At 38.3% G+C, this 24,405-nt stretch carries 18 protein-coding genes; 5 read left to right on the top strand and 13 right to left on the bottom strand.

The window, feature by feature from the left end:
• Position 1: 1 nt before the first annotated feature.
• Complete coding sequence (gene xdhA / locus MKL33_RS01240) at positions 2–1,501, bottom strand: xanthine dehydrogenase small subunit (protein WP_270906325.1); 1,500 nt, start codon at positions 1,499–1,501, stop codon at positions 2–4.
• A gap of 261 nt (positions 1,502–1,762) precedes the next feature.
• Between xdhA and folE the strand changes: the two genes are divergently transcribed.
• Both folE and MKL33_RS01230 read left to right on the top strand, forming a co-directional pair.
• Positions 1,763–2,311, top strand: coding sequence for a GTP cyclohydrolase I FolE (gene folE / locus MKL33_RS01235; protein ID WP_002118643.1), 549 nt, complete (start codon positions 1,763–1,765; stop codon positions 2,309–2,311).
• Between the two features lie 149 nt (positions 2,312–2,460).
• Positions 2,461–3,612: an extended-spectrum class C beta-lactamase ADC-285 gene (locus MKL33_RS01230; RefSeq protein WP_262697121.1), complete on the top strand. Its 1,152-nt coding sequence runs from the start codon at positions 2,461–2,463 to the stop codon at positions 3,610–3,612.
• Positions 3,613–3,679: 67 nt separating this feature from the next.
• Here MKL33_RS01230 and MKL33_RS01225 read toward each other — a convergent pair whose 3' ends face one another.
• From MKL33_RS01225 to hemE, 4 genes are all read right to left on the bottom strand, one after another.
• On the bottom strand, positions 3,680–5,563 hold the full coding sequence (locus MKL33_RS01225; protein ID WP_436792456.1) for an Lnb N-terminal periplasmic domain-containing protein: 1,884 nt from the start codon (positions 5,561–5,563) through the stop codon (positions 3,680–3,682).
• 70 nt (positions 5,564–5,633) lie between these two features.
• Positions 5,634–6,104, bottom strand: coding sequence for a DUF3015 family protein (locus tag MKL33_RS01220; protein ID WP_003650547.1), 471 nt, complete (start codon positions 6,102–6,104; stop codon positions 5,634–5,636).
• Positions 6,105–6,253: 149 nt separating this feature from the next.
• The gene (locus tag MKL33_RS01215) at positions 6,254–7,048 is read right to left on the bottom strand and encodes a DUF817 family protein (protein ID WP_039759049.1); all 795 of its coding nucleotides are present in this window, start codon (positions 7,046–7,048) and stop codon (positions 6,254–6,256) included.
• Between the two features lie 5 nt (positions 7,049–7,053).
• Positions 7,054–8,127: a uroporphyrinogen decarboxylase gene (gene hemE, locus MKL33_RS01210; RefSeq protein ID WP_014207275.1), complete on the bottom strand. Its 1,074-nt coding sequence runs from the start codon at positions 8,125–8,127 to the stop codon at positions 7,054–7,056.
• A 301-nt stretch (positions 8,128–8,428) separates the two neighbouring features.
• Here hemE and MKL33_RS01205 point away from each other — a divergent pair, with 301 nt between their 5' ends.
• Positions 8,429–9,667, top strand: coding sequence for a L,D-transpeptidase family protein (locus MKL33_RS01205; RefSeq protein ID WP_270906323.1), 1,239 nt, complete (start codon positions 8,429–8,431; stop codon positions 9,665–9,667).
• 120 nt (positions 9,668–9,787) lie between these two features.
• Here MKL33_RS01205 and basJ read toward each other — a convergent pair whose 3' ends face one another.
• The 8 genes from basJ to basE form a co-directional block, all read right to left on the bottom strand.
• On the bottom strand, positions 9,788–10,957 hold the full coding sequence (basJ, locus tag MKL33_RS01200; RefSeq protein WP_270906322.1) for an acinetobactin biosynthesis isochorismate synthase BasJ: 1,170 nt from the start codon (positions 10,955–10,957) through the stop codon (positions 9,788–9,790).
• Positions 10,958–11,081: 124 nt separating this feature from the next.
• On the bottom strand, positions 11,082–11,837 hold the full coding sequence (locus tag MKL33_RS01195; protein WP_270906321.1) for a 4'-phosphopantetheinyl transferase family protein: 756 nt from the start codon (positions 11,835–11,837) through the stop codon (positions 11,082–11,084).
• Between the two features lie 10 nt (positions 11,838–11,847).
• Positions 11,848–12,582 carry an acinetobactin biosynthesis thioesterase BasH gene (basH, locus tag MKL33_RS01190; RefSeq protein ID WP_270906320.1) on the bottom strand — a complete coding sequence of 245 codons (735 nt, stop codon included), beginning with the start codon at positions 12,580–12,582 and terminating at the stop codon, positions 11,848–11,850.
• Between the two features lie 71 nt (positions 12,583–12,653).
• Positions 12,654–14,249, bottom strand: a complete 1,596-nt coding sequence (gene barB, locus MKL33_RS01185; RefSeq protein WP_270906319.1) for an acinetobactin export ABC transporter permease/ATP-binding subunit BarB — start codon at positions 14,247–14,249, stop codon at positions 12,654–12,656.
• Positions 14,246–15,856 (bottom strand): acinetobactin export ABC transporter permease/ATP-binding subunit BarA, encoded by a 1,611-nt coding sequence (gene barA, locus MKL33_RS01180; RefSeq protein ID WP_270906318.1) that lies wholly within the window; start codon positions 15,854–15,856, stop codon positions 14,246–14,248. Before barA ends, barB begins: the two co-directional genes overlap by 4 nt.
• A 245-nt stretch (positions 15,857–16,101) precedes the next feature.
• Entirely contained in the window at positions 16,102–17,253 is a 1,152-nt protein-coding gene (basG, locus tag MKL33_RS01175; protein ID WP_270906317.1) for an acinetobactin biosynthesis histidine decarboxylase BasG, read from the bottom strand.
• A gap of 115 nt (positions 17,254–17,368) precedes the next feature.
• Complete coding sequence (gene basF, locus MKL33_RS01170; RefSeq protein ID WP_130120285.1) at positions 17,369–18,238, bottom strand: acinetobactin biosynthesis bifunctional isochorismatase/aryl carrier protein BasF; 870 nt, start codon at positions 18,236–18,238, stop codon at positions 17,369–17,371.
• Positions 18,239–18,255: 17 nt separating this feature from the next.
• Positions 18,256–19,884, bottom strand: coding sequence for a (2,3-dihydroxybenzoyl)adenylate synthase BasE (basE, locus tag MKL33_RS01165; RefSeq protein ID WP_270906316.1), 1,629 nt, complete (start codon positions 19,882–19,884; stop codon positions 18,256–18,258).
• 161 nt (positions 19,885–20,045) lie between these two features.
• Between basE and basD the strand changes: the two genes are divergently transcribed.
• Both basD and basC read left to right on the top strand, forming a co-directional pair.
• Positions 20,046–22,988 carry an acinetobactin non-ribosomal peptide synthetase subunit BasD gene (basD, locus tag MKL33_RS01160; protein WP_270906315.1) on the top strand — a complete coding sequence of 981 codons (2,943 nt, stop codon included), beginning with the start codon at positions 20,046–20,048 and terminating at the stop codon, positions 22,986–22,988.
• A gap of 47 nt (positions 22,989–23,035) precedes the next feature.
• Positions 23,036–24,346 carry a putative histamine N-monooxygenase gene (gene basC, locus MKL33_RS01155; protein ID WP_000717757.1) on the top strand — a complete coding sequence of 437 codons (1,311 nt, stop codon included), beginning with the start codon at positions 23,036–23,038 and terminating at the stop codon, positions 24,344–24,346.
• Positions 24,347–24,405 lie beyond the last annotated feature (59 nt).

The raw sequence follows: 24,405 nt of genomic DNA, 5'->3' as shown, positions 1-24,405 counted from the left end.
TTTAGATCTCCACCATAGCAATCAAGTCATTCACACGAGTGATCGTTTGAGACAGGATTTTTTCTACATAAAAACGCTGTAAACAGTTTTTCGCGACGTGTAAACGATATGCCGAGCTAGCACGTCCATCATCTAAAGGCTGATAGTCTTGCGACAAGGCCTGCTGTGCCTGAACGATCAATTCTGCTGTAATTTGCTGACCTTCCAATATGGCTTCTGCATATTTTGCACGTTTGGGAAGAGCCGCCATGCCACCAAAACCAATTCTTACATTGTGAGCGACCTCATAATGATCTAACTCGCAAGAAATGGCCGCACATACAGCAGAAATATCCTGCTCAAAACGCTTGGCAATTTTATAGCTGGCAAATTTAAAACGTGTCTGCCCTTCGCGAAGCGGAATAACAATCACCTCAACAAACTCACCAAGTCGTAATGCTGTTTTTTGATAGTCTAAATAAAAGTCTTCCAAAGCAATTTCACGGGTCTGCTCACCTACACGCAAAATCAATCGTGTACCTAGCGTAATTAATGCCGGCATTGAATCACCAATAGGCGAACCATTAGCAATATTTCCACCTAGTGTTCCTGCATTTTTAATCGGCATGGAAGCAAAACGGCGCTGTAATTCTTGAAAGTCGGGATAAAAATCTGAAATTTTAATGAGTGCATCGCTCAAACTTACATTTGCTCCAATCGTTAAAGCATGGTCTGTGACTACAATCTTTTTCAGCTCTTCAACTTGACCGATATAAAGCATATCGGTCAAATCACGGCCCTGCTTTGTTACCCACAAACCGACATCTGTGCTACCCGCAACAATACGCGCTTGCGGCAACTGCAAGCGCAATACGGCAAAATCTTGCAAAGTCTTTGGTGCAAAAAATTGTTGACCATGATCATTTAAATGTAATGCAGGTAATGTTCTGATCTCTTTTAATACATCAATTATTTTTTGACGGTTTAATAAAACGCGCGGATAGTCATATGCTTTTTGTGCTGCATCTAAAATAGGGCGATAGCCTGTACAGCGACATAAGTTTCCAGAAAGATAATCACTGATTTTATCTTTGCTTGGAGAATGTTGTTCATTTTCGTACATTGACCATAACGACATGATAAAACCGGGTGTACAAAAACCGCATTGTGAACCATGCATATCAACCATCGCCTGTTGTACCGGATGAAGTGTGCCATCTTGTACAGGCAATAAGCTATGAAGGTCTTCTACTGTAAATAAGGCTTTACCATCTAAAGTCGCTAAAAACTGAATACACGCATTCACACTGCGTAATTGCAGGTTGTCATTGACCAACTCACCAATCACTACTGTACATGCACCACAATCGCCCTCAGCACATCCCTCTTTTGTACCAGTCTGCCTAGTCTTACCAGTTTGGGTATATTCTCGTAGAAATTGTAAAACCGTCATTGTAGATACTACATTTTCTACTTGCTGCTGACCACCACGGAAAAAGAAGGTGATTGGACGTTCTAACATGTTTTATCCTTATGCTTTATAATAATGCTTCTGTGCAAATATGATGCCATTACGCGATCATTTAGAACTTACCAATATTAAGCGCACATTTCATGTCCAAACACTTGACTATTAACGATAAAAAACATGAAATTTATTCATCTTTTATTAAGCTTGCGCAAAACCAAAATAAATATAGTGCGAGGATTTATGAACATCAGGTCATGTTTCTGATACAATGCCGAGCTTGTCTAATAGAGTAAATTTATACGTCTTATGTCAATGCAGCAATCGTACGCAAATATCCTGACTGCCGTCGGTGAAGATCTTGATCGTCCCGGCCTTAAAGATACGCCTGTGCGTGCGGCTAAAGCTTTTTCATATTTAACTTCTGGCTATAGTAAAACTTTAGAAGAAGTCACCAATAATGCTGTTTTCCCATCAGATAACCATGAAATGGTATTGGTGAAGAATATTGAATTCTATTCGCTTTGCGAACATCATCTCCTCCCATTCTACGGTCGTGTTCATGTTGCCTATTTACCGGAAGGCAAAGTTCTTGGCTTATCTAAATTTGCACGAATTACCGAGATGTTTGCTCGCCGTTTGCAAATTCAGGAAAATCTGACTCAACAAATCGCAGAAGCTGTCGCAGAAGTGACTGGTGCTCGCGGTGTTGCTGTAGTCATCGATTCAGCACATATGTGTATGATGATGCGTGGTGTAGGTAAACAAGAGTCTACAACCCGTACAGTTTCATTTGTCGGCGATTTTAAAACCGACAAAGAAGCACGTCGTGAATTTTTAAGTGCAGTACCAGAAAGCTATTAATCCAGTTTTACTGCCAAAATAAAAGCCCGACGAAGTTGGGCTTTTTTATATCTATTTAAAGCACTTAACCAATAAAACATAACAATTAAATTTGGTGATTTTTGTTATAAAAGTACGCATCTTTATTTTTAAACGATTTAGAGTTAATCATGCGATTTAAAAAAATTTCTTGTCTACTTTTATCCCCGCTTTTTATTTTTAGTACCTCAATTTATGCGGGCAATACACCAAAAGACCGAGAAATTAAAAAACTGGTAGATCAAAACTTTAAACCTTTATTAGATAAATATGATGTGCCGGGTATGGCCGTGGGCGTTATTCAGAATAATAAAAAATATGAAACGTATTATGGTCTTCAATCTGTTCAAGATAAAAAAGCCGTAAGTAGCAGTACCATTTTTGAACTAGGTTCTGTCAGTAAATTATTTACCGCGACAGCAGGTGGATATGCAAAAAATAAAGGAAAAATCTCTTTTGACGATACGCCTGGTAAATATTGGAAAGAACTAAAAAACACACCGATTGACCAAGTTAACTTACTTCAACTCGCAACGTATACAAGTGGTAACCTTGCCTTGCAGTTCCCAGATGAAGTACAAACAGACCAACAAGTTTTAACTTTTTTCAAAGACTGGAAACCTAAAAATCCAATCGGTGAATACAGACAATATTCAAATCCAAGTATTGGCCTATTTGGAAAAGTTGTGGCATTGTCTATGAATAAACCTTTCGACCAAGTCTTAGAAAAAACAATTTTTCCGGGCCTTGGCTTAAAACATAGCTACGTAAATGTACCGAAGAACCAGATGCAAAACTATGCTTTTGGCTATAATCAAGAAAATCAGCCAATTCGTGTTAACCCTGGTCCGCTAGATGCTCCAGCATACGGCGTCAAATCGACACTACCCGATATGCTTAAGTTTATTAATGCCAACCTAAATCCACAAAAATATCCAGCAGATATTCAACGTGCAATTAATGAAACACATAAAGGTTTCTATCAAGTCGGCACCATGTATCAAGCATTAGGTTGGGAAGAATTTTCTTATCCAGCGCCTTTACAAACTTTATTAGACAGTAATTCAGAACAAACTGTGATGAAGCCTAATAAAGTGACTGCTATTTCAAAAGAACCTTCAGTTAAGATGTTCCACAAAACTGGCTCAACCAATGGTTTCGGAACATATGTCGTGTTCATTCCTAAAGAAAATATTGGTTTAGTCATGTTAACCAATAAACGTATTCCAAATGAAGAACGCATTAAAGCAGCGTATGCAGTATTAAATGCAATAAAGAAATAATCGTCTTGCCTAAACACAAAAAAGAGAAATGAATAATTTCATTTCTCTTTTTTTAAGGGCGTATTCTTTAAAAGAACCAGACATATCCTAGACTTGATTTCATCCAGTCTTGATGGTTTTGTTGTTCATAATCCCAATTTAATCGAACGGCATTATTGCGATTAATCACATATTGCCACTGAGTATTTACTCTCAAATTCCATTGGTTTTGATCTTCCCAATAGGGCAACTCAATTTGCACCACAGAGTTGAAGCGCTCAAACCATTGGTTCATACATCCTAAAGTTGGGCCCATCCCTACACGCCACCCTTTATCGAGATTTGAACCCGTTTGTACATAAGTTTGTACTTGTCCATAGCAAATATGCTTTCGCTCATAGTCTGCAAGACTGTAACCGACCTGAGCATTAAAGCTTGCTACACCGTGTTGTTTGTCTTCGCTAAAGCGTCCATCATGAATGGCTTCCTGACGCCAACCTAAATTAAATCCCCAACTCAGTGGTGTTTTAAATGGTTGAATCGGGTTATAAGAGTTCACTTCTAACAGATCAAGACGTTCTAGTTTTAAATGGTCATTTCGCCACTGCGCGTTACCATTTAAAAAGAGTAATTGAGTACCTGCACGATATCCGCCTTGAGGGTCTATTAAGTCATGGTAGGCTTGCCGATGACCAAGTTCAATAAACTTATCATCTTGCACCTCACCAGCTTTCACGGAAAAGTTACGCGCGTTATGGCCTTGGGTTGGTTCCTTTTCTGGTCTTTTTGGTTCTTGACGCTGCTTATCTAAATCAATCTGACTTCTGAGTGCTAAAAGCTGACGTAACTGCGGCTGAGCAATGCTTTCTTCTATTTTTCGGCTAATAAATTGGAGGTATAAATCATCGTAAGCCATCTCTAAAATCTTAGCCTGATCCTGCTCAGTAAATGATTTTAAAATCTGAGAAGATTGCTGTGTCGGCATCATCGTAATTTGATGAGCCACCTTCGCCAATGAGGCACCATGCTGATGAGCTTGTGCCAATAATTGAGTTTCTAATGCAGGTCGATATATAGGAGCTTTGGTAAGTCCCTCCTGCTGCATCGATTTAATGGTTTCCATTGGAATGGAGGCATAAGTAAATTTTTCTTGTAAGTTAGATTCAGGTTTTACTAAATCCACTAACCCCAACAATCTATAGGCACAGTTATCACTCACAAAGTAATATGGGAAACTCACGTGTTGCATTTCCCAAATGTGAGACACCAAGAAACGTGTTTCCTCGGGAGTTAAATTTAGCTCATATTCCCATAAATCACGGCTTTCAAAATCGCCATATTCTTTTACTTTACGGTAATAAGGCATTAGTGAATATTCACCCGGATACTGCCCTGTTAAACCTTTCCATGCATATGACCAGTTGTCGTTGCCTGCCACAGTTGCTGCGTAGTTTACGGCGTAAGAAACTAAATTTAATTGTTGCTGATCTTTGGGGTCTAAACGCAATAACGTATGGCCAAACATGGAGCTCGGATTGCCCATAAAATCGGTCGCATAAATTAATGTCGCTTTGTAGGGCTTAATTTGCTCAATCCAGTTTTCAAATTCAGTACACTTTACTTGAGGCAATTCATTTTCTTGAATGCCGACTTTTTGCATGAGCCATTGGCTACGCGCAGGGAACTTACAACGAACCGACTGATTATCTTGAGCAGGTATAAATAATGCCGAGATATCCGCTTTCAGTTCTTCTTTTAAGTTATTTTTTCCATTGTCTGATAAGAAATAGCCAGAATAAGTGACCTCACTTTTCTGGTTTTTATTGGCATACATGAGCCTTTGCCATGTAATATCTTGGTCAAGATTTTGTTGTTCTGCGATTGACCAATATTTTTGAATAGATGGATTTATATCTGCTGAATACGCAATATTCACTGCCAAAGAGGCAAAAACTAAAACAACTGACTTCATTAAGCTCATCAATTTTTATCATTAAATATAAGAAAAACCCTGCCATACGACAGGGTTTTCAGTTTCAAACTTATACGTAAGCTTTTAAAACGTCGTCTTTAGCCATTACAGTTTGTAATGACGCTAAAACTTGAAGCGTATTTTGGTTATTTGCAGAATAGATTTCACCAAAGTTTGCTTTTGAAACTTTAAAGAAACGGTCTTTGTCTTGAGGTTTAATTTGCATTAACTCAGCAAGTACGTTCAGGCTTTCACCTTGGCCTACTGCCATATCACGTGCTAAAGCTTCAGCATTTTCATTTGTGAATGTAACCACTTGAGCAGTTACTGTTCCGCCTTGACGGCAGCCTAAAGTACCGAAAGTGATCCCTAATAATTGGTTAGTAAAAATACCGTTTGTTGTTGCAGCAAGAATTTTAGGCGCTACTCCTTTTTTGCCAGCCCATACTTGTGTACCCACACCACAACCTACGTCGTTGTCAGCCATTGCAACACTTGAACCAGCTGCTAATAACGCAGCTAAAGCTAATTTTTTTAACATAGATGTAAATCTCCAAAATCATTATTGATTGTTTCTTATGTGTTGTATTGTTATGTGTAATTTTTATTACACGCTATTAAAGATAGCGAGATGGTTGTGAATTAGCAATTAAAAAATAAACAATATGATAAAAAGTGCAAAAGAAAAATTTATCTTAAATTCCAGTTACCTTGATTATCTCGATGACCCAATATTTTAAGTACCAGTACTAAACTTAAGAGTAATAATAAATACCATGACCCCAGTTTACCCCAACCCACCATATGCCAAGCATCTACCTGACTTGGATAGAGCCAGATTTTATAAAAAGTACTAATATTTTCAGCAATCCAGATGAGAAAAGCGAGGGTAAATAATACAGGTAACATCGGAATTTTAAATTTATATTCATTTAACTGAAAATAAAGTTTGGTATTCCAAAAAATAAAAATACTGATCGCAAATAAAATATATCGGATATCAGGTACAAAAAATTTACTCATAAAGTTTATATATGAGAAAAATGCGAGTAAAAGCATCGTTCCAAAACTTGGGAGTTTTTCAAAAGAAACTTGAAACAGTCGAATTGACCGTGCAAAAAAACTACCTACAGCCGAATACATAAAGCCTGCAAATAAAGGCACAGTTAAAATTTTAAATACCGCAGGCTGAGGATATTGCCATGATGCAATCGCAGGGTGTGTTAAGAATATTTCCATGACCATCGCCATGACGTGAAATAAAGCAATAACTTTGGCTTCTGCCCACGATTCAAGTTTTAAATATAAAAGACAGATCTGTATCAGCACTGCATAGATCAGTAAATAATCATAGCGATAAAAACCCATATATTCATGGCTTCCCATCGGTGCTGTGAAAGCAAAAGCAATTAAAAGCAGAATACCAAACAAGGCTGCCGAAACAGCCTTGCCGATAAAATGAATTGGTAAAGTAAGATGGCGCACAAAAACTATCCTAGATATTTAGCACTATACTCATGCACTGTATCTACAAAGATTTTTGGTTGCGCAGGGTCTACCCACTGAGTAATACCGTGGCCTAAGTTCGCAACGTAACCTGTTTTTTCGCCGTTTGCATAGGCATCGTCTAACATTGCTTTTACTGCTTTTTCAATTGAAGCAGCCGAGCCATATAAAACAGCAGGATCAAGATTGCCTTGTAACGCTACACGCCCAGACACAACATTTCGAGCTGTATTAAGCGGAGTAGTCCAGTCCAGTCCTAATGCATCTGCACCAGTGGTAATCATTGGCTCTAACCATTGACCGCCACCTTTCGTGAACACAATAACAGGAATACGGCGGCCATCTTTCTCACGCTGCAAACCAGCAATGATTTTATTCATGTAGTTTAAAGAGAATTCGACGTATTCGCGGTGTGCTAATGCCCCGCCCCAGCTATCAAAAATCTGGATCGCCTGAGCACCTGCATCAATTTGAGCATTTAAATAGTCAATGACTGAATCTGCTAAATGATCAAGTAAGGCATGCAAAACTTCTGGTTGTGCATACATCATCTGCTTGGTAAAACGGAACTCTTTACTTGACCCCCCTTCAACCATATAAGTTGCAAGCGTCCAAGGACTACCAGAGAAACCAATCAGTGGAACCTGACCACCTAAGGCAGAGCGAATTGTACTTACCGCATTCATCACATAATCAAGGTCTGATTTTGCATTTAACTTGGGTAAATTCGCGACATCTTGTTCAGTGCGAACCGTCTTTTGAAACTTAGGGCCTTCACCCGTTTCAAAATAAAGCCCTAAACCTAATGCATCAGGAATTGTTAAAATATCTGAAAATAAAATCGCTGCGTCTAAGTCGTAACGGCGTAAAGGCTGCAAAGTTACTTCACAAGCAAATTCTGTATTTTTACATAGAGATAGAAAGTCGCCTGCTTTTGAACGTGTTTCACGATATTCAGGCAAATAACGTCCCGCTTGACGCATCATCCATACCGGTGTGGTATCTACAGGTTCGCGTAACAAAGCTCGTAGGAAACGATCATTTTTCAAAGTCGTCATTACCAATCTCTATATTCTTTATGTGGCAGCATCATATCAAAAACATAAAGATTTTTATAATTTCAATTTCACACAAAAAACTCGTCAATCTACTAAAAAATGCATATTTACACAAAAGTCTACTGCAAGCTGCGGGGTTTTCTGCAATACTTGCAACATGTTACATCGGGTCTATTGATATTCTTTTAACCACTAAATTGCCAATCTTGAACTCATAGAGATGAGTTATTGGTAGTTTTATGCACTTTTAGATTAGATCAAGCCCCTATTGCTTATATGAAAATTCTTAAGGTTGAATTACATGTTTGTTCGCTCATTACTCGCTATGAGTTTAAGTTGTATTATTGCTAATGTTGCTTTTGCTGCTTCAACAACTGAGCAACCCCTGAACCCTAAAAAGGTATCAGCTCCTGTAGAAGATCCGATTGATCCTTTAGCAGTAGATGCAGCTTCAACTGTAAAAGCTCAAGCTTCGACACAAATTACCGCTCAAGAACAAAATGATCTAAATCGAGCGTCAACAACATTACAAAATTTGCAAAAAACTGAAGACCCAAATGCCGAGTCTGGTATTGCTGCATCTACACCAGTAGCAGCTAAAACCACAACTGCCTCTGCTACAGCACAAGTACCTGCTGCATCATGGACTTTAGATAGCTTAAACTCGGCTGAATGGTCTGAAAATATTGGTAAAGGCCAGCTTCCAGTTTACGCACGTGCGCATGTTATGCTCAATAATACACATGCATCGCCAGGTGCGATTGACGGCATGAGCGGTAAAAACACATTAAAAGCAATCTCTTCATTCCAACAAATGAATGGTTTATCACCTACTGGTGAACTGACTAAAGAAACTTGGGATGCATTAGTTGCTAAACAAACAAAACCAGCATTTATTGAATACACTATTTCTGATGCTGATTTAAAAGGCCCATATGCTGAGTCGATTCCTTCTGACTACGCATTACAGGCCAAAATGAAAGGTTTGTACTACACTCGTGTTAGCGAAATGTTAGGTGAGAAGTTTCATATTGATGAAGCTTTCTTAAAGAAAATTAACCCAACTGCGACATTCAAAAAAGCGGGTGAAAAAATCATTGTTCCAAACGTACGCAATGATTTACCAGAAGACATTCATTTAATTATTGCGCATAAAGGTGCAAAACAACTGTACCTCTTCAATAGTCGTAACCAAATGATTGCGTCATTTCCTGCAACAATTGGCAGTACTGATACGCCTTCTCCGACCGGTACTTACAAGGTAGTTGGTGTAGCACGTAACCCTTGGTATAGCTACTCACCTTCTAACTTCGTCCAAGGTAAAAACTTAAAACCGCTTTCTTTACCACCTGGCCCAAATGCTCCTGTAGGTAATATCTGGATCGGTTTAAGTAAAAAATCATTTGGTATTCACGGTACACCAAACCCGTCTTTAATTTCTAAAACTGCATCACATGGTTGTATCCGTTTAACTAACTGGGATGCTAACGATTTAGGTAATAAAGTACGTTCAGGCGTAACTGTTAAATTCTTAGAATAATCCTCTTAAATAAAAGAGCCTGCTTTATGCAGGCTTTTTTTATTAAATTTTTAATATATCTCAGTGGAATATTTAGTTATTGTTTTGACTATAAACATAACACCAGCCTAAGTTTAATAATTACACAGCAATTTTTGTATTTAGAATATTTAGCATGGTTTGCATCTTAGCTTCTGTTTCTAGCCATTCAGCTTCAGCATCTGACCCTTCAACAATTCCCGCACCCGCATATAAGCGCATTTTATTTTCACTGAGTAGACCACAGCGAATCGTCACTACCCATTCTCCATTACCCTCGGCATCCATCCAGCCTACTAACCCCGTGTAATAATGTCGGTCATAACCTTCATGATCTAAAATAAACTGCTTAGCAACATGAGTTGGTGAGCCACAAACCGCTGGTGTTGGATGTAATTCTAATGCAAGGTTTAATGCATTCGGTGCCTGTTGTTTGAGCACACCTTGGAACTCTGATGATAAATGCAACATTGTTGATGTTTCTAAAATATCTGGAAATTCAGAAACCTTAAGCTCTACACAATGAGTGGCTAAATTTCTAATAATATTTTCAACCACAATTCGATGTTCATGCTGGTCTTTCTCAGAATGATTTAATTCTTGTTGGCTGACGAAATTTTTTTCAGAAATTTGAGATTTGGGTCTAGAACCGGCCAAAGGATTACTGGTTACAATACGACCTTGTTTTGATAAAAGCAGTTCTGGGCTTGCGCCTAGAATATAATCATTATGTTCTACTGGAATCACAAAATTATAAGCATTTGGATTTTGTTTTAATAAAGCAGCCAATAAGTTTTCTGGCTCTTGATGACGGTTGAACTCATATTCAACAGCCTGAGAAAGAACAACTTTTTCTACCTTCTTTTTCTCAAAAGCATCTAATGCTAACTGTACTGTACCTTCAAATTTTTGGCGTTGAATGAGTAATGATTTATTAATTACCTCAATGTTATTACGATTTTTTAATGAGTTAATCGTAGAAGATGCTTGTGTTATTTTTTTATGATCAGCATAAAAATTTAAGCTACTTTTCTTTGTAATATCAAAAGGTATAGCACCAATTAAAACTGGATTTTGATGGCCTTGCTTTTTAATTTCTTCAAAACATTTTGCAATCTTATCATTAAATTGTGCGGTATTTGCTGCAGGTGTATTTAGCGTTTTAACGAATTCGTTGACTTCGAGATAATAATTTTTCGTAGAGAAACATGAAAATTTCTTTTGACCGATATGATCTAAATTTTGCTCTACTGATATTTGAGTCTGCATCATCTGTATATCACCTCTCACATTGATTTTTTTCAAGCAAATTCTGTAGTACTTCTTTTTAAATATAGGAGTATAAAAATACTGAAACACACATTAATGCAAATGATTATTATTATCAATAATAAAATTAGTTTTCAATGCAAGAAATTGTAATTATCTCGTTATTTGTATAAAAAAATTGAACTTTAATCTCTAGATTTATCCCGATTGAACTTTCTTGACTAAGGTAAAAATAAAGAAACTCGCCATCTAGTTTTTTAAAATTTATGTTTTTAAAATCAATAATTTGCTTATATTTTAAATAAATTGCTTTAATGATACTTTCTTTAGCAGAGAATATTACCAAATATAAATATGCATGACTTTTTTGCAGCTTTTCAATTTCTGCTTGTTCGTTTTTATTTAGAAAAACATTATAAAATTCATCTTTCTTTTGAAAAAAAATATAATGTTTTTGAGACTCTATATCGATTCCAAATATTTTTTCTTTAGCCGTGGTATTTCTAGCATATGCGATGGCATGACATGATTTTTTTGATCCAACATGGCTAATCCCACCTATCACTCCTTCGGGCCATAGGGGTTCCCCATGTCTACCTTGATAGACAATAGAATGTTGTAAATTGAGGCTTTGTAATGCATATTTTGCTGCTAAGCGTCCCGTCAAGAACTCTAATTGACGAATGAAGCGTGAGCTTTTTATATTCGGTGGAAGAAATATATTCAGCTCCTGATAGATATGATCAAGCTGAGGTATTTCTTTGATTTCACTGAGCTGGACTTTATGTATATCTAGCCCGAAAGCTGTTAGCTTTTCATATTGAATATTTATTTCATCCAGACATGAATTAGCCCCTCTATTTACTGGCTTCTCCCTATTCATAGCCTGCACTTTATTCAATATTCACGGTCAATGTTTCAACGATGGCAGCAATGTTTTCAAGCATCTTTATTCGGGTCTCGGGATTGAGAAAGTAGAAATGGTCCCCTTCAAACTCAATACTTCCTAACCAATTTTCTGTGTGTTGTTGCCATGCATCCATCATTCTTTTGTTAGGAATATCAGGGTCCTGTTTGCCATAAAATGCAACGATCGGAACTTCAGTCTTGTGTATGTTCTCGCTAAGCAATTGATCACTAAGATAGAAGTCGTTACGAATGATTTTGAGAAAGAATGTGAGTGCATCCTGATTATTTAAAATTTCATTAGGAAAATTATTGTATCGTTTTAATTCATCAATAATTTTTTCATCAGTTAGCTCATGCTTGTACCGCATATGTTGAATATAGCGATGCTCAGGTCGGCTACTTATAACGATTAATCTCAACTGATCACTTATGGTTTTTCCATTCAAATAATTGAGTACTTTCCAAATCAAGCCACTTCCTACACTATGTCCAAATAAAATAAACGGTGTGTCTGAATAAGCTTGTATTTCATTGGCAATTTGCATAGCCAATAGATCAGGATCATCAATCAGTGGTTCATTTATTTTTATACCATGCCCCGAATATTCAATAGGAATAATACGAATATTGTCAGAGATCTGCTTTTTCCATGGATGATAAATACTCGCGCTACTCCCCGCAGGCGGTAAACAGAACATATTATATTGAGGTTTATTCATTTAAGAATTCTCCAAATATTAAGCATTTTTCTTTTATAAAAAATGCTTAAATCAGGTTTCTGCGCTATTTTTTAAACAGAGGTTGAAGCTAAATTTATAGTTTGAGTCGGTTGCCAAATAGCTGAGTCACGATGTGTCACAAAAATAACCGTCGAAGAAAGGGCACGTATCGTTGCAACAATTTCCTGCTCAGTCTCTTCATCCAAAGCAGACGTTGCTTCATCAAGTATTAAAATTGGCGCTTTTTTGAGTAATGCTCGGGCAATTGCGACCCGCTGACGTTCACCACCAGACAATGCGGTGCCTTGTTTACCAACCGATTGGTTAATTCCTTCTGAACTGCGATCAATCATTGCCCCTAATGCGGCATCTCTTGCAGCCTTTTCTATTTCATCATCAGTTGCATCAGGTTTTCCTAAACGGATATTTTCAGCCAGTGTTCCTGTGAACAAAATAGGTTCTTGTGTGACATAAGCAATATTCGAGACCAAATCTTCATATTTCATTTGATTAAGAGCTATGTCACCTAGGGTAATTTTTCCTCTTTGTGGATCATCAAACCGTGTAAGCAATTCAAGTAAAGTGCTCTTACCACTACCGCTTGGTCCGGTAACCCATACTCTGCTCCCCAATGCGATGTCGAAAGTCATATTTTCAAGTGCTGGCGCATAGCTAACGCCTTGTACCGAAATATGATGGCCAGTAGGAATTTGAGGATGTAATGGCTCAGGCAACTCAGGTGGATGTGTGATCTGATTAAAGTTGCGCAGTGCAGCAAACAAATCATTGATATGTAACCCTGCGGTAGCAAGTTCACCTAATGGCGCTGCTGCACGTCCAATTAAGACGAGTAATGCCAACACCAAAGCAGCATGATTGACACCAGCAAGTACTAGATAAGTTGCCATCCCAGCAATTGGTAAAACACTTGCCAAGGTTGCAACAAAACTTGCAAATGCAGCAGCACGGTTGATCCGTACTAATGTCTCTTCTTGCTCTTCCCAACGATGTTCTAGCCTTTGGACCGCACGTTCTGGTCCCGCTGCTGTGCGTAATAACTCAACATGATCAACCAATTCCAACGTTGCTTGTGAAGCCGCTAAATCGGCAGTATCACGCTTTTTATCAATATGCATGAGTGCACGTTGTGCTAGGAATTGAGCAAATAAAGAGAGTAAAAGTAAGCCTAAAGCGACAAATGCTACGCCTGCTCCGGCAAGCATGCCTATTCCTATTGTTAGAAATAAAGGCATAAATGGAGCATGTAAAAAGGTTTGCAATTGATGAGCAGGAATACTCATAAATCCAGGAATTCCCTGTCCAGCAATTGTCTTAATCTGAGCACGCTGTTCATTGGTAAACCAAGAGAGCTTGGCACGAGCTAAAGATTTGCCTAACTCAGCAAATAGGTCTCCTGCTAAACGCACACCAGTAAGGAAGCCAGCACGAGTGACTATAACTGTCACTAATATTGCTGCAATTGCACTGATGAGAACCCAACTTGGAGACCATTGATTGACAATTGCAAATGCCAAGACGGTATATGCGATTGCTTCAATTGCGGCAACAATGATCCATCCGATACCAACAATAATTAATTTTTGTTTTGCTGCACGAGGAAGCATCGAAAAAATCTGATCTTTATTTAATTTAGCAGCAGTATTCATAAAGATTTCCCTGAGTCAGTTGGGCCGTTAAGCACTAACCTGCTGTCAGCATGAGCAGCTAAGGCAAGATCATGAGTGACCATGACGATGGTTTTATTCTGGTTTTTAGCTAAGTCACTTAACTCCAATATTATTTTTGTCGCATTGGTCTGGTCGAGTGCACTCGTTGGCTCGTCTAATAAAATAATAGGAGCTGAGGATAAAAAAGCACGCGCTATTCCTATGCGCTGTTTTTCACCGCCTGAAAGTAAAGTTGCATCTGCATTTAAATCTACTTTTAATTGGGCCTTGAGTAATGCCTGCTCAAGTTGTTCATCATTTGCATTAATGGCAGATAAGGACAAGTTTTCTCTTACTGTGGCCGGTAATACATCTCCACCTTGTGGAATAAACAAAACCTTTTCATGTCTTAATTTTTCATGTAATTGCAAAATATCTGTTTTTGCTAATTGAACGACACCTTCTTGCAATACAGCGAACCCAGCAAGTGCTCGCAGTAAGGTTGTTTTGCCAACTCCACTTGGCCCTGTAATTGCAGTAATTGAATTTTTTGGAAATGCATAACTTAATCGATCCAATACTTTTTGATTTTCAATTGTAAAGCTCGCATTAACTATTTCGAGTGTTACATCTTGCTCAATCTGTTGTAGATTGCCCGATGAGAGTACTGGCTCTTTTAAGAATGTAGATAGACGAGTAGCTGCAGCTCGCCCAGCAGCGACATAATCAAGACCATGCCCTAAACGTAGTGAAGGTGTCACGATAGCCAAGCTAAAGAAAAGTGTTGCAGCCAAGGTCATACTGTCGTATTGATAAGCCACGAGATAGGCTATGGCAAAGGTTGCAACAGCTTGTAGTAATGCAGTGGCAACAGCAGCGAGTGTTGCGACTTTACTCACCCAAGACACCATATTTTGAGTGAAATTTTGTGCTGATTGAGTATAGGCTGTTAAAGCGCCTGATTGTTGCCCATATATTCGATTATCACGAATGCCACGTGCATAATCATCAGCGGAACCAATAATATCTAACATGACCTGCATACGTGCAGCGCCATCTCGTTTTGATACATTGGGAACAATAATTAAATAATAGAGTGAAGCAATTGCCCCAGGTAATAATACCCAAAGGGCCATCGGGCCAACCAAAGCAATTAATAAAACAATAGAAACTAAAGGGATTGCAGCAAAAATCGCAATTTCCGACGGTAAATGCGCCACCATGTGATGTAAAGTTGCGATATCGTCTGAAACCAGTCGTTTTAAGCTTTGGTCACCCTGTTTTGATAGGGTTGTGTTAGGTAACCGAATTAAATGATGAGCAATTTGACGACGTAATCGTGCCGAAAATCCAGCCTCTGCATCATGCACTAACCATGAAGCCAGTGCTGCCAATGCCGCCCCGACTATCCAAAAAACCGCTGAAAAGATCACCCAATAAGAAGATAAATAACCAATCAACTGAATCATGCCCCACAGGGCTGTTAAAATGGCTAAACCAGAAAATACGGCAGCAAGTGTTCCTGCAAATAATTTAGGAAATGCTGGCTTGAGTGCAGGTGCCAAGGAAGAGTCTGTCATCAGATGAGATAACTTTAAATCAGACATGCTTATCTCTCTTTATATTCATAGAAAAAGCGGTACTTAAAATAAAATCTCGCTTCAATTGACCAGCAAGAATTGTCATTTTCGGCTTTAAAAAAGCATGAATAAGAAAATCATATAAAAAGTATTTTTTTAAAAACTTTAATTGCATCAAAAACTTCCTAACCACCCTATCAAAATATTTTTAGATCATTTTCTAGACTGTAAAAATTAATATGGATTTGTCTAAATCATTTTGGTTGATATGACTAAAAACCAACTGTACGTTTAGAGGCACCTTGTAAATCAAAAATAACGTCGTCAATTAAGCTATCAATCTGACGTGTATCTCGGTGATGTGCCGTAGTAATTAAATGAGCCATATTTCCCGAGGTTGCCAGATAATGCTTTTTCCAGATGTGCTCTGAAGGACACGGAAATACCACAGTGATTGAATTTGGATTCCGCCAAGCAGGAATGCCCACTGCTTGAAAGCGATCAACTGCGTACTGGGCCATTTTTAGACAATGTTGAATTCTCTGCCGTCTTTGTAAATTGGTTTGGCTACGTATTGCCGCCCACATCAACAAGACAGTATGGCCATTGCGAGAACCACTAATGGTTTGATCACGTGTAGAGATATAGTCCACATCTACCGATATAAGCTCTACATTTTGGCGCTTGGCCACAACAATGCCACACGGAATTGGTGAGCCAATCATTTTATGGCCAGACACACAAATCGAGTCGATGCCATGAGCAAAGGAAAACGCTTGAGGATAATCAACAAAAGGTAAAATCATGCCACTTAAGGCAGCGTCGGCATGAATATAATAATCTCGGCGTATGATTCCGATTTGCGCTAAGCGCTCTTGAATCATTTCAATATCATCAATTGCGCCAGTCATGGTCGTGCCAATATTTGCAAAAATAATGGGGTGACTTTCTTTATTGGTTTTTATTTTATGGATTAAATCATCATAGTCGATTTCACCATTATCCAATGATTCAACCACGCAAGATTTCATCTGCAATAATTTGGCGATTTTTCCAACCGAATAGTGCGTATCTTTTGAGTAATATAATGTGGAATCAGGAAATAGCTCACGCGCCAGATAGCAGCCAAACATATTACCTTCTGTGCCACCGTTGGTTACGTATCCCCAGCTTTCTTCAAAGGGAATTTGAAAAATTTCAGCAAAATACGCCATGACATCTTTTTCAAAATCAAAAGAATTCAATGCGTAATTGCTATAGTCTTTCCAATCACCACAATTATTAATAGAGAATTTGAAAAAACGGAATAAAGCTGAATAATCAAAATCTGCAGATTCAGGATATCCAATATTGAAGTATTGATGTTTTAAACAGTAATTCCAGAATGTCTCAATTCTCTCTTGATCAGCAGGCGATAAAATCATTTTTTGCTCCGTTAATATGACGATTACAAGTCGTCTAAGGAGTCGCTATCAAAGATATAAATTTTATGTAAAATTTAGCGACCAGGATTTGTCGTATGCCTTATGAGGCAACCCTCTACCCTGCAATCCGTTGCCGTGCATCCACCAATGACCACCAATTTGATAAAGTGGGTGTGCGTCCTAATTCCTCAAAACTAATATTGATTCCCTGCGCTTTGAGTTCCGAAGAAAACTGCATAATTCGTAATGAGTCCAGTCCATAAAGAATCAGGTTTTCTTCGGGGTCTAATTCTTCTTCTTCAATCAGTTGCTGGACCTTTTGCTCTAGCCAAGGTCGTGTAATGCCTGTTGCCACCTGCCCCACTACAGATTCGGTATCAGTGACTTGACCACAACGTGAAGATACATATTTCAAAGCTAAGCGATGTTCTTCTTCTGAAAAATCGGCAACTGCATCGCCAACCAAAAAGGGTTGTATGTCACTCATAAAGGCTTCAATTGCCGTAACCATACAACCGATATGAGCATAGACACCGCCAATAATGAGCTGATCACGATTCCAGTTTTGCATTCTTTCTAGCAAATCCGAACGTTTAAACGCGCTATAACGCCATTTCGTTAAGACAATGTCATGTTCAGCAGGAGAAAGTTGATCAATAATTTTTTGCTGATCGATTGTTGAGGCTGGCAAACCCGGTCCCCACATCGCATTCAGTAATGCTCGATCTGCCACTGGCTGCTCATAAGGCTGTGCGGTATAGACAACAGGAACATTGTTCTGATGTGCCCAAGTTCTTAGTTGAACTAAATGATTAACAACCGTTTTAATTAATTCACTTTCAGCATCGTAAAAATTTAAAAAGTAACGCTGCATATCATGAATTAATAAAACTGCTCGAGAAGGATCTAACTGCCAGTCTGTTTTATTATTTGGATAACTCTCTCGTTTGGGCATGAGATAAGTAGAAATTTTTGAAATAGCCATATGCTGCTCAATATTTATTAAGATGTTGTAGATGTATTTAAAATGCTGCGAAGTTGTTTTTTGTCCACCTTACCGACTGCAGTCAGTGGCAAACTTTCGATTAATTTGATCTGGTCTGGAAGTTTGTATTGTGCAATACCCAACTCCATGAGATGGCGTCTGAGCACAACAGCTTTAAGTTCAGGATTACGAGAAACAATAAAGGCACAACTCTTTTCACCGAATTGTTCATCAACAATCGCGACCAAAGCTGCGTGCATAACTTCCGGATGTAGAAGAATAAGTTTTTCTATTTCTTCCGAAGCAATCTTTTCACCACCACGGTTAATCTGGTCTTTAATTCTTCCTACTACACGTAAATTACCATCCGAAGTACGCTGCACGAGATCGCCCGAATAGTAATAGTTATCCTCATCAAAGACCTGTGAATTATGTTCAGGGCTTTGGTAATAACCACAAAAGGTATAAGGTCCCCGAGTCGCAAGCATTCCTACTTCACCTTCTGGGACTTCCCTATACTGTTCATCCACAATTTTGATTTCATCATCAGAACTGATAGGACGCCCTTGTGTCGTAAATATTTGCTCATCGGAGTCATCGAGTCTGGTGTAATTGACCAAGCCTTCAGCCATTCCAAATACTTGTTGTAATTTACAATTGAGGACTTCAGGAACTTGACGGGCTAAAGATTCAGGGAAACTTGCTCCACCTACTTGAAGCAACTTTAAAGACTGAATTTGATCTTTATATTGAGCTGCTTTTTCTAGCCACATAATGACAGCACTCGGCACTAAAGATGCCATATTGACTTGATGTCTTTGAATAATAGAAAAACAATTGAGCGGTTCAGGATTTGGTGCCATCACAACACATCCACCTGCATGTAAAACGCCTAATGCACCGGGTGAACTCAACATAAAATTATGGGGAGCTGGTAGAGCACACAATAACCGGGTATTTGAGTTTAAACCGCAAATCTCGGCACTGGCCCGCACACTATAGTCGTAGTCATTATGCGTTCTTGGAATAAGTTTTGGTGTTCCCGTACTTCCACCTGACAACTGAAAGAAAGCAACTTCATCAGCAGGTGTAGATGAAAAATCGACAAAGGTCTCTGCTGGTGTTTCAATCCAGTCTAATAGTCCGAAATCGGTAGCTTGATGATTGAGCATCAAAATAATTTCAGGACTTAAATTTACATCATGAAGTGAGTCAATGAACTGATTATTGCTAAAGACTTCATGCTGACGCGAACCAATTAAAAGCTTAGGTTGAATCTGTTTAATAAAGGCATTTAGTTCATATTGGCGATGGCTATATAGCGCATTGAGTACGACCACACCAGCCTTAAGCAAGGCAAAAAAGACAATATAAAACTCTGCAACATTGGGAAGTTGTACTAAAGCAGTATCACCCTTGCCCAAGCCTTTCTCAGCTAGTCGAGAAGCTAAATTTGTTGATAGCTGGTCCAGCTCGATATAACTCAACTGACGCTCACCACAAATAATTGCCGGCGAATGCGGATGCGATTGAACCCCTACCGTTAAAATGCGCGTCAAAGGTTGGTCAATCCAATAACCTTTATTTCGATAGTGTTGCGCTCTCTCTGGAGACCAGCGAACAAACTCAATCAACTGTTTTTTCATGACATTCTAAATATTCAATTTAATTTAATGGTTATCAAGCTATTGATTCTTCGTAAATTTTCTTACATATCAGCATAAATATTTAATTTGAATACCGACAAAAGAAAACTCTTAAGACGGACAAGCTATATATTCACAGCAAAATTGGAAATGATTAACAAATGCAACTGGTAATCATTTTCATTTGTTTGTATGATGCTGAAACAAGATTAATTTGTCAACCGAGTTATCGTTCAATGTGTGAATTAACTTCGATGCAAGCGGCCTGCTGGTTTGGTCGCTCTGGCAACGCAACTTTAGGTGGGGTTGCTGCCCACCTCTATGCAGAATTTGACGGTCAATTTATTGATCTACAAAAATTACATTTAGCACTTCAACGACTTTATAAAGAACACGCTATTTTGAGATTAAGTTTGAGTGCCGATGGCATCGCAAACATCATGGCTGAGAAGGCTCAACAGATATTAGAAGTCGATGATTTTTCAAAGCTTAGCGATCATCAAATTGAGCAAATGCTCATGCAAAAACGTGAGCAATGGACCCATCAAAAACTTGATTTAAGTCAGGGCCAGACTGTAAGATTTTCTGTAAGTGTTCTTAAAAAGAATATTTTTCGTTTTCATGTAGATACGGACATGATTGCTATAGATCCGTCCAGCTTCTTGAATTTAATGGAAGATCTTTCTTTGTTTTATGAAGACCTAGAAATATCATTCTCCCGCCCGCCTAATTTTTTTGACTGGTATCAAAAAATACGGACAGACCCTAACCTAAAAAAATTAAACCAACGAGACCGCTTATGGTGGAAACAACGTCTGCCTCATATTAGCCCTGCTCCGTCTCTACCTTTCATTCATCAAGAATTCAAAACAGCAAAAAGTGATCGTTTAAGTACGTGGTTATCGCCGGAAGAACGAAAAGCATTACAACAACTTGCTAGAGAACAACGCATTACCGTGACCAATCTGATATTAGGTTTATTTGCTTATACGCTTGGTCATGCAACCAAAGATCACAGCTTCCGATTAAATATTCCTACTTTTTGGCGTGAGCCGGTTTTAAAAAATATCGAAGGCTCTATTGGTGATTTTGCTAATTTAGTCATCCTTGATGTCGATATGAAAGGAATAACTACCTTAGCTGCATTCTGCAAACAAATAGCAAATCAAATGCTTGAGTTATTAGAGCATTCACATTATTCGGGTGTTAACGTTCTACGTGACCTATCCCGTTATCATGGTAGTGCACAGATTGCTCCCGTGGTATTTACAGCGGCACTTGATTTAGAAAATGATAATTTACTTTCCGAACGTGTCCGCCGTGTTTTTGGCTCAATGAATTGGGTCATTTCACAAGGGCCGCAAGTTGCACTTGATGCACAAGTTGCTCATGTAGATGACGGTATTTTAGTTAATTGGGACATCCGTTTAGATGCTCTACCCAAAGAATGGACCACGAATTTATTTGAATCTTTCATTCATTTACTTAAAAATCTTGCAGCACACCCTGAGCAACTTAATACACAAATTATAAGCCCAGCACAAAATACCTCATCAGATCGTACGTCCCAAAAACCATTAAATGCATTACAACAAGCCTACCTATTAGGCCGAACTCAAGCCCTTCCTTTAGGTGGTGTTGCCATGCAAGAGTTTAGGCAGTATCACGGCACAATAGATATTGTTTTATTAAGACAACGTTTGACAGAAATGGTACGGCGGCATGACAGCTTACGAACCTATATTGATAAAAATAGATTAGTACAATATGTAAGCGATCAAGTGAGTGTCAATTTAAAAGAAATAGACCTAACTACAGGGGAACCTGAACGTGCTTCTCACTACATCGAGTCCTATAAAAATAGTTATACGCATGAGCTATTTGATTTAAATCAGCCGCCTTGGAATATCACGGTTTTTTTATTAAAAAATAATCTGTTAACAATTTTTGTCCGCTTTGATGCATTGATTTTAGATGGCCGATCTATAGCTTCACTTATGTTAGAGCTATTTGATGGGCAACAACATGATATCCAAACACAAATAGAAGAAAATGAAGCTGAAAATAGCTTATCTGTTCATCAGGCAGATATGGCTTACTGGGAAAGAAAATTTTCTAAATTATCTAACATTCCTGCGCTTCCGTGGAAAACACCCTTACAGCACTTATCGACTTCACATTACCAACGTAACAGTCTGGTTATAGAAAAAGATCGATTTAAACAGTTGTCTAAAATTGGAGCGAAACATTCACTGTTTAAAAACTCAGTCATCATGGCGATTATTTTGGAAGTGCTATCTCATTGGAACACTGACAAATCTCTATGTGTTGCTGTTCCTACACTTCCCCTCTATGCCGGACCATTTTCCAATAGTTCTACGTTTATTGCTGTTGAGTGGAAAACTTCAGATCAATTTGCTGAACAAGCAAACCGTTTGCAAACTGAAGTTTTAGAAGGTTTACAGCATCTTTCATTTTCAGGCGTTGATCTCGCCCGACTATTATTTGAAAAAGTTGGCACTGCTCCAGTATTACCGATTGTAATTACAAATGGTTTGTCATGGCCTGTATTATCTGAATCTCATTCTATTCAGCAACTAGATGGACTAACCCAAACTCCTCAAGTTGCAATTGATATTCGCTTTAGCACAAGAAATGACGGCGCTTTAATTTTCGATATTGATTATGCTCAAGAAGCATTTCCACCTCACATGATTGAGGATTTCTTGAATGCGCTACAATTGGCAATCAAGCAAATTATTGATTCAGAAATATTCAGTTTTGATCTCAGCAATTTTTTCAATGAGCTTCAAAATAAACGAACATATTTTAAGAATAACGAGTCCGATCATTCATCTATACCACTTAAAAATAATGCTAAACAGCAAAATCAACTACTCGATATTTATTTAGAAGTGATAGGCCACACACCAAATAAGGAAGTGGACAGCTCAACTCATTTTACTCATCTCGGGCTGCGTCCACATCATTTAAAGGTCGTTTCAAAACGTATTAATGAAACATACGCGATTCAGCTCTCACCTGTTCAACTTATTCAATGTCGCAATATTGCTGATGTAGAGAAATTACTAACACCACATTAATTCGTATTTTTAACTTTCATCATTTTGGAAACAGATAAAGTATAAACATGAAAAAAATAGATATTACCGGAATTGGTATTGGGCCATTCAACTTAGGTTTAGCTGCTCTTTTGTCTCATCATCCCGAAATCAAAAGTGTATTTTTAGAACGCAAACCAGAATTTCGATGGCATGAGGGCCTGCTATTGCAAGGCACGACATTACAAGTCCCTTTCTTTGCCGACTTGGTTACTATGGCCAATCCCTGCCATCCATTAGGCTATATTAATTATTTACATCAACATGATCGCTTACATCAGTTTTATTATTACGATAGTTTTTTAATTCCACGCCGTGAATACGACCATTATTGCCGTTGGGCTTCAAAACAATTACCTGATTGTCGATTTGGAGAAAACGTAAGTCATGTGGAATATGACGCCAAGCTCGATAAATTTATTATAGAAAGTGAATCAGCCTCGGGTGAAAAACAAAAATACATAAGCCAAAATCTGGCGATTGGTATTGGGACTAAACCTCGAATTCCTAAGTGGCTTGAAACATGCAAACACCCTTTAGTAAAACATTCTGCGGAGTTTGCGAAAATTCAGGAACAACTCAAACAATGTAAACAAGTCACGGTTATTGGCTCAGGCCAGAGTGCAGCAGAATGTGTGCTTGCTTTATTTAATTCACTTACACCAGAACAAGTAAAAGCAGGCGCATCTATTCGTTGGATCACACGTTCTGCCGGCTTTCACCCAATGGAATATTCTAAACTTGGGCAAGAATGTTTTACCCCTGCATATATGCAATATTTCCAAAGCCTGCCTAGAGATAAACGTCGCGATATTGCTGCTAGTCAGGGCCTGATCTATAAAGGCATTAGTTTCTCAACCATTGGTGATATATATGATGTGCTTTATGAGCGTTCAGTGGCAGGTGAGAAATCCGGTTTAAGCTTATACACAAGCTGTGAGGTTGAATCGGTTGAAGAACTTGAATCGGGTTCTCTGCGTTTAACCTGTTTGCATACTCAACTCGATCAACGTTGCGAATTAGAAACTGATGCCCTTGTCGCAGCTACAGGCTATGTTCATGATTGGCCTGAATGGTTCCAAAATATGAAAGGTTCTATTTTAGCTGTTGATGATAAAAATGATTGTATTGTTCAAGAAGACTTTACGGCTTTACGTTGTGATCAGGGACAAGGTCGAATTTTCATTCAAAATGCCGAGATTTTTCAGCAAGGTGTAGGGTCTCCCGACTTAGGGATTGGAGCAACCCGAAACTCAGTCATTATTAATCAATTACTGGGGCGTAATGCTTATCGAATTCCTAAACAGTCTTCTTTCCAGCACTATGGTTTACCAAAATAAAAACGCTTAATAAAAAAACTGCCAAATCAAATTTGGCAGTTTTTTTATATGTTCTTTTT

The sequence above is a fragment of the Acinetobacter sp. AOR43_HL genome (assembly GCF_027854635.1).
In the GTDB taxonomy this organism is placed as follows: Bacteria; Pseudomonadota; Gammaproteobacteria; order Pseudomonadales; family Moraxellaceae; genus Acinetobacter; species Acinetobacter pittii.
The sequence above is the reverse complement of the archived record's forward strand: the minus strand, read 5'-3'. Positions and strand labels throughout refer to the sequence as shown.

Coding starts and splice junctions, on each gene's coding strand:
- xdhA (WP_270906325.1), bottom strand. CDS start 1,501: ATGTTAGAACGTCCAATCACCTTCTTTTTCCGTGGTGGTCAGCAGCAA.
- folE (WP_002118643.1), top strand. CDS start 1,763: ATGCAGCAATCGTACGCAAATATCCTGACTGCCGTCGGTGAAGATCTT.
- MKL33_RS01230 (WP_262697121.1), top strand. CDS start 2,461: ATGCGATTTAAAAAAATTTCTTGTCTACTTTTATCCCCGCTTTTTATT.
- MKL33_RS01225 (WP_436792456.1), bottom strand. CDS start 5,563: ATGAAGTCAGTTGTTTTAGTTTTTGCCTCTTTGGCAGTGAATATTGCG.
- MKL33_RS01220 (WP_003650547.1), bottom strand. CDS start 6,104: ATGTTAAAAAAATTAGCTTTAGCTGCGTTATTAGCAGCTGGTTCAAGT.
- hemE (WP_014207275.1), bottom strand. CDS start 8,127: ATGACGACTTTGAAAAATGATCGTTTCCTACGAGCTTTGTTACGCGAA.
- MKL33_RS01205 (WP_270906323.1), top strand. CDS start 8,429: ATGTTTGTTCGCTCATTACTCGCTATGAGTTTAAGTTGTATTATTGCT.
- basJ (WP_270906322.1), bottom strand. CDS start 10,957: ATGATGCAGACTCAAATATCAGTAGAGCAAAATTTAGATCATATCGGT.
- MKL33_RS01195 (WP_270906321.1), bottom strand. CDS start 11,837: ATGAATAGGGAGAAGCCAGTAAATAGAGGGGCTAATTCATGTCTGGAT.
- basH (WP_270906320.1), bottom strand. CDS start 12,582: ATGAATAAACCTCAATATAATATGTTCTGTTTACCGCCTGCGGGGAGT.
- barB (WP_270906319.1), bottom strand. CDS start 14,249: ATGAATACTGCTGCTAAATTAAATAAAGATCAGATTTTTTCGATGCTT.
- barA (WP_270906318.1), bottom strand. CDS start 15,856: ATGTCTGATTTAAAGTTATCTCATCTGATGACAGACTCTTCCTTGGCA.
- basG (WP_270906317.1), bottom strand. CDS start 17,253: ATGATTTTATCGCCTGCTGATCAAGAGAGAATTGAGACATTCTGGAAT.
- basF (WP_130120285.1), bottom strand. CDS start 18,238: ATGGCTATTTCAAAAATTTCTACTTATCTCATGCCCAAACGAGAGAGT.
- basE (WP_270906316.1), bottom strand. CDS start 19,884: ATGAAAAAACAGTTGATTGAGTTTGTTCGCTGGTCTCCAGAGAGAGCG.
- basD (WP_270906315.1), top strand. CDS start 20,046: ATGCAACTGGTAATCATTTTCATTTGTTTGTATGATGCTGAAACAAGA.
- basC (WP_000717757.1), top strand. CDS start 23,036: ATGAAAAAAATAGATATTACCGGAATTGGTATTGGGCCATTCAACTTA.